Consider the following 6,738-nt stretch of genomic DNA (forward strand, 5'->3'; position numbering starts at 1 on the left):
GATGATAGTCGAATCAGAAAGGATAATGCTCCAGCTAACTTCGCTGTTTTAAGGCACATAGCTATTAATATAATTGGTCAAAACAAGAGCCGAAAGCTAAGTGTTAAGAGCAAGAGATTTCTAGCAGGGCTTGATGAAGAATATTCAATTGAACTTTTGGAAGCCATTCTGTAACTTATTTTTGCTACACAATTAATCTCAATTTGACTAAAGATATTTAGTCAAGCTTTATGCTGCACTAAATTTAATTAATACAATCTCATATTTGATTTTAGTTTCAGTTGATATTGTCGTGATGGCAACTAGTTGACAAGTACTATTGAATTGGCTGTTTTAATTTTTATCGATCCAAATGTACCCCATTTTGGTGCGTTCACCCTGGCTATTGTCTGCTTATTCTCTGGCAGATTATCCTCAACCAGTTGACAACTTTTAGATGATTCTGCCAGTTTATGTAGTGTGATGGTACGGGTTGCCAGTTGTTCCAACAGATGCCAGTCAGATTTGTTATTAGTCACCATCAAAATTGTGACTCCCTGCTCTCGACACAGGCGTATTTGCTGCCAAAACATTTTAGATTCAGGAAGTTGAGGAGACAATCCCATCAGACTGACTGTACCACTACTAGGCTTGACAATTCCGAGAATGAGATTTAAGAGAGTTGATTTCCCCGATCCATTTTCTCCTTTGAGAATTACAAACTCACCCTGATAAATAGTTAAATCGATATTCTCTAGAATCGGCTTTTTGGAAAACCCTCGGATTGAAATTCTTATAAATGTTGCAAAGTTCGATCGTAATTCTGGTCATTCTCTTTTCTGGAAAGTTAATTTGGACAAATCTAATTAAAATATTGCATCACAAGCCAAACACCTATAGATGCAGCAATCGCAGGTAGAAGTGGTATTGCAGCAAATGTCGTAAATACCATCAAAGTACCCGATCCAACTGCAAATGCCAAAAAATCATCCGTTAGAGGATCTACAATTATTGGAGGACAATAACTGAATAAACAGATTTGTGTCCCTTTAGTAAAAACAAAGAAAGTAACTGGAAGACCTAAAAAGATTAGCCCACCCACAATCAATTTACTCAAGGAAATACTAGATAATGCTGGCATTAATCTAGAGAATAGCTCTAGCTTTTCTATAGAACTAGGATTTTCAGTGATGGAATTAGTAGTCTCAGGATGAGGAACAAGCGGAGAGGTTTCAGGATGGTCAGAAGATGGTTGCATTGTGACTAGTTTGATTAAATTTAAACTACATAAATGGAAGAGTGTGGTTTGCTAATGTCAAAGCATATTTTGTAGCCATACCAATACCAATTCCTACTCCAACAATTACAAGAATTGGCGCACCTGCGAGCGCGGCAATTCCTGCACCTACTCCGGCAACCGCAATTATTGCCTCGGCAGGATGCTGCGCGATCAATTTCTGGAGGCCTCCTTAGGAGTCTTTTCCGGTTCCATTCCCACTGCCTTTGGAATTTTTTCCGGTTCCATTCTCACCGCCTTTATTAGATGTTCCGGTTCCATCACTACCTTTGCCTGTCTTATGGGATACTCTCCCATCTTTGTGCGTATGAGGGGGACACCGATCTCGCAGTTTTCGATCCCAGTTAATCATGGGAGTGCAGGAGTATTGAACATTGACAGTTTCTATAATGAGAAGGGAACTCCATAGCAAAAATCCCACGATTAAAAGTGCTGAGAACCGCTGTTTTGATAAATATATCCAGGGTTTTAAGAAATTGGCTGGGGGTTGCATAAAAATTGGGGCACATACCCTCTTAAATAGTACCCATTGCAAACTTCATTATTAACGCTCGGGCGATTCTATCTTTTTCCAGTTCTGGCAATTTTCAACGCAGTCCATCACTTGGCAATCGATCGAGACCAACTCAGGAAAGAGTCTTATGATAGTAATTAGGTTGAATAATTGATAACCGATCGCTAATGAAGTACTTTACAATTGCCAGTTTGTCACTTTTTTGTCTATCCTTGGCTGCAACTACATCAGTTCAGGCGACAACTAGTATTAGCAATGAGCCTAAATCGATCGCTCTGACGATCGCGATCGAACCTAGCAGCCAAATTACCCCGTTTCAATTAGTTTCACTGGCTTATCAAGGGATGTATCGGAGCCAAGGTATCCCTGGATTTGCTTCGCTTATCTTTGGTTATCATTACCAACAGATTACGGCTAAAGATGTGATTAAGGCAGCGATCGCCGCAAAGCAATTGACTCCAGATACTCTCACCGATCGTGATTATGTCAGTGCGGTTGATACTCAACTCTTTTCATTAGATCGACCAGATTAATCGATCGAGTGGCGGCGATGCTGACTTTGCATTGCCAGCAATCAGAAATGTATGCGCCTCAGCTATTATGCCGATCTAACTCGATCGTTAGCTTAAATTAAATCTCCGTCAATCCAACTGGGAAAGATCGCCAAAATCGATATAAATCAGGCATTTACAAGCATTTATAGCCAATCGATCGACAGCGATATCGTAAGAAATTTCGATAGATTTTTCAGTTTAGATCTATTTTGACTTGACAAAATAATCAGCCATTGTGCTGATTCGGAATTTTGTGAATTTACTGTATTATCCAATTTGATATATACCGTATAATACAAGCTGCAAAATCTAGAGCCACTGAAGCGAATGGTCGATCGAGTGGGAACGAGTTTGGCAACAAGCCACGCTTAATAAGATACACAGCACTTTAGTATTGGTACTAATCCAGTAACTTCATTCTTAGGGAATTTAAAAAAGATGACCAAATTGTGCTTTAAGTTGCCTGAGTTATCTAACTCAGGTAATTTAGAATCTTTTTCGAGATTGTTTGCCAAATCGAGCGGTAACTTAACTGCTAAGTTTAGTGGCGTTGCAATTACGCTGACAGCATTGGCAGGCGTGTTTGTTGCCATCCCCTCAAAAGCCGCGACACTAGTGGATCTGGAGTTGGCTTTACTGGTCGATGTTTCTGGCAGTGTAGACACCACTGAATTCAACTTACAGCGGGCGGGCTATGTCAATGCCTTTAATAATCCTGCGGTTTGGAACGTCATTGATGGACTGAAGAACAATGGTGGTACTGGTAAAATTGCCGCTACCTTCGTTTACTGGTCAACTACTGGCACTCAACAGCAAGCCGTAAACTGGACTCTGATTGATAGTTTTGCTGCGTCTCAAGGTTTTGCCAGTGCTATCGGTGCTGCTGCCCGCCCCTTCACGGGTGGTACAAATCCCGGTTCAGCTATTAACTTTATCGTTCCCCGCTTTGGAACTGAAACTGGTGGCACTGAAAATGGCTTTACCTCTCTACGTCAGGTAATTGACGTTTCTGGGGACGGGTCAGGACCGTCTACCACGGCAACTGCTCGTGATAATGCCCTTGCTAGTGGTATTGATGCTATCAACGGCTTAGCCATCTTGGGTAGTGAGTCTGGCTTAGAAGCCTGGTATAACAACAACATTAAAGGTGGTTCTAATAGCTTTGTCAAGGTTGCCAACACCTTTGGTGATTTTACTACTGCAGTTGAGGATAAAATTACTCTCGAAATCCAGCAGGGACAGCCCCCAACCACCGCCGTTCCCGAACCGTTTACAGTTGTCGGCACGCTCGTCGGTGGTGCTGCTGCATTCCGTCTGAGAAAGCGGTTTAAAGCTACTAATAAACTGTAGAAAACTCCACTCGATCTCTAAAAGCCGTAGTAGGGTCAACTCATCAATTGACCCTACTACGGCTTTTAGACCTTAATTCCGCAACGCCGAATATCCCGCAAATCTTGTTTCGCGCTCTCAGAAAAACGAATTTGAAAGCTCATGTCGCCTGCCCTAAATCCGTTCTACCCTGTGTTCTAATCTCATCAAATAGCTTGTGGAGATTTTCCTGATTATATGTGGTAAATTGCCCTCGATCGAGTTGTTCGATTCCCACTCCCAGATCTGAGATGGTCTAATTCGATCGATTGTAGTTCGGTTTCCATCGCTGCGATCGCCATAACTTCTATCCGTAAGGGTCACAGACATCGGATAATGGAGGTCGATTGTATATTGAACTCTATTATTTATGACTACTGCGGTTCAGACTCCAGCCTTTGCCGAAGGGATTCAGTATTTTGGGGAATTGCTCCCAGGATTCGATACCTATGGTAAGACACCAGTTATCGCTGCTGGGCAAACGGGAATAGCTGATTCCAGCAGTCCCGCTGCTGCTTTTCAAACCCTGCTCTATGCCGACGCGCTGCGTTATCTCACGCTTCAAGTCTGCGCTAGTAAAGCATCGGGACATCCTGGCGGATTTGCTAGTCAAGCGGAAGTCTACGCTTCGTTGGTGATGCTCGGACATAAGAATATCCTGACCGAAGTCGGACATCATGCGCCTGGATTTTATAGTGCCATGTTTCTCGACAGGTCTCTCGAAGCGATGGGTATCGATACCGTTCAACAATTGCGCGACAAGTTCCGCGAAAAAGATGGGCTGATTGGGCACTTGTCCGGCTTTATACCAGGTATTCTCGCGCCAGCAGGGCCACTCGGTCAAGGTCAACATTTCGCCATGTCTGCGGCGAAATTGCACACTGATAAATTATTCCCCTTTACTGTCGGCGATGGTGGTTTGGGTGAGCCATATATTATCAGTGCAATCCAGCATTTCCATACTGCGTTTCCGACGGTGACGAATTTCTTACCTGTGTTGGTGTGGAATGGTTATTCTCAGGAGCACCATAGTATGGTGTCTACCAAGACTAATCAACAGATGCTGAGTTATTGGACGGTTAATGGTTTTGATGAAGTCATTTTGGTGAATGCCAAGGATTTCGACGATAAAAATCAGACGGGTGAATATGTTGATAGTACGTTATTGTCGATCGAGCAACGGTTAGCCTTTACTCAAGCCATTTTAGCTGGTGTGGATAAAGCTGCTAAATCTGCCATGAGTGGCAAATTAACCGTCTTTATCATCAAACAACTCAAAGGTGCGGGAGTTCACGCCACAGGTTCCAAATCTCATAACCTCTACGCTCACCACACCCTCGATAATGCCGACATTATTAGTGGCTTGAAAACTCGCGCCCTCCATCTCCAAGCCTGGGAACTAGTACGCACTAACTGCGAACGTGCTGGCGGTGGTTCATCATCTAAAGTAGCCATTACCGAATCAGTCTTCCCAGTACCTAACCTCGGCACCCTTCCGCTCGAAGAATACGCAATCGGCGAAGCTAAAGTATCCACCACTGCAATGGGGCGATTAGTCGGCTATGTGGGGCAACAAGACAAAAACTTCATCGTCAGTAATGCCGATGGGAATGAAGCTTCAGGGATTGCCAATATCAACCAAGCCCTGAAAATCATCCACCCCACCACCGACGAATTATACTTCCAAGCACCCGACGGGCAAGTATACGAACCCCTGAGCGAAGATGCTTGCGCGGGACTAGCCGCAGGACTCGCCTTGATGGGTGCGCGTACCCTCTGGTGTTCCTACGAATCCTTCGCTATCAACGGTTTACCTATCTGGCAAACCGTCACCCAAGCAATGGCAGAACTGCGACGTCCCACACCTTCTACCATCACCCTCTACACCGCAGGGGCACTAGAACAGGGGCGCAACGGTTGGACGCACCAACGCCCCGAAATCGAAGCCTACTTCGCCTCAATGATGCGAAATGGGAATGTCTTCCCCGTCTTCCCACCCGATGCAAATAGTATCCAAGTCTGCTATGACTGGGCATTAACTACCCAAAATAAAGGCGTAGTCATCACCGCCAGCAAATCACCCTTACCCATCCGCACCACCTTCGCCCAAACTCGTCAGGGTTTGGAAGATGGCGCGGTAGTCTTGCAAGACATCCCTGGCGATAAGCAACTAGTCTTCGCAGTTATCGGCGACATGACGCTAGCACCAGCGTTTGAAGCCGCTGCGTTTTTAAAAACCGAAGGCATCGGCTCGAAAATCGTCTCGATTATCAATCCGCGTCGCCTCTATCGCCCTAGCGATGTCGCCTGGGATACCTGTAGCGAACCTGACGGCGGCTTCCTCTCTGATGAGAAGTTCGCCGAAATCTTTGGTGGCAATGCCTTAATCGGCGTTACAGGTGGCGCACCTGCAATGTTAGAACCTGTGATGTTGCGATCGAATTCACCCCGTGATACCTTTGCCTGGAAGCGCGGCGAAACTACTGCTACGGCGGGTCAGTTGATGGCATTTAATGGCATCACTGCTGAGGCTTTATGTAAGCGGGGATTAGAGTTGGTGGGTTAAGATTCGATCGAGGTAGGAGCAATTTATATGCTCCTACCTCAATATCGCTCGAAATAAATGGGTGAGGAAAGATTATAAAAAATGGATCGAATGTACACTACCTCACAGGCATTAAAATGTTTCCAGCTTTATTGTGACTTAACTAGTAAATATTGCTCAATCGACTTAGCGGTAATCGATCGACGCACTGGCAATGTCATTATCTTAGCCAAAGAATCGATTGATATAGACGTAGATCCTCAAGGAGCATGGAAATTTGTATGAGTACGAAACCAGATTTCGCGACGATGACGACAATCGATCTAGGTGCTTACCTAGGGCTTGCTGAAAAAGTCAATAAATGGCATTAAATTAGATCGATCGTTAATCGATCTAATTTAATTCATTAAAAATTAGGATGCAACTATAATCAATCATAATTTTTATTAATCATCCGAACCTGATTGACGGACAAAAGTCC

General features: G+C 44.2%; 6 protein-coding genes and 1 pseudogene. 5 read left to right on the plus strand and 2 right to left on the minus strand.

Annotated features, from left to right (window positions below; translation table 11 throughout):
* Positions 1–174: pseudogene (locus ACEW9J_RS25935) on the plus strand (ISAs1 family transposase); the annotation flags it as partial.
* A 128-nt stretch (positions 175–302) separates the two neighbouring features.
* Here the strand turns inward: ACEW9J_RS25935 and ACEW9J_RS25940 are convergent.
* A complete protein-coding gene (locus tag ACEW9J_RS25940) occupies positions 303–776 on the minus strand; it encodes an ATP-binding cassette domain-containing protein (RefSeq protein ID WP_373547957.1) in 474 nt (157 codons plus the stop codon).
* A gap of 65 nt (positions 777–841) precedes the next feature.
* Positions 842–1,237 carry a hypothetical protein gene (locus ACEW9J_RS25945; protein ID WP_373547952.1) on the minus strand — a complete coding sequence of 132 codons (396 nt, stop codon included), beginning with the start codon at positions 1,235–1,237 and terminating at the stop codon, positions 842–844.
* Positions 1,238–1,957: 720 nt separating this feature from the next.
* Between ACEW9J_RS25945 and ACEW9J_RS25950 the strand changes: the two genes are divergently transcribed.
* From ACEW9J_RS25950 to ACEW9J_RS25965, 4 genes are all read left to right on the plus strand, one after another.
* Positions 1,958–2,323, plus strand: coding sequence for a hypothetical protein (locus ACEW9J_RS25950; protein WP_373547953.1), 366 nt, complete (start codon positions 1,958–1,960; stop codon positions 2,321–2,323).
* 459 nt (positions 2,324–2,782) lie between these two features.
* Complete coding sequence (locus ACEW9J_RS25955; RefSeq protein WP_373547954.1) at positions 2,783–3,694, plus strand: DUF1194 domain-containing protein; 912 nt, start codon at positions 2,783–2,785, stop codon at positions 3,692–3,694.
* 388 nt (positions 3,695–4,082) lie between these two features.
* Complete coding sequence (locus ACEW9J_RS25960; protein ID WP_373547955.1) at positions 4,083–6,278, plus strand: phosphoketolase; 2,196 nt, start codon at positions 4,083–4,085, stop codon at positions 6,276–6,278.
* Positions 6,279–6,368: 90 nt separating this feature from the next.
* Entirely contained in the window at positions 6,369–6,542 is a 174-nt protein-coding gene (locus ACEW9J_RS25965; protein ID WP_373547956.1) for a hypothetical protein, read from the plus strand.
* Positions 6,543–6,738: the final 196 nt, after the last annotated feature.

It is taken from the genome of Chamaesiphon sp. (genome assembly GCF_041737865.1).
In the GTDB taxonomy this organism is placed as follows: domain Bacteria; phylum Cyanobacteriota; class Cyanobacteriia; order Cyanobacteriales; family Chamaesiphonaceae; genus Chamaesiphon.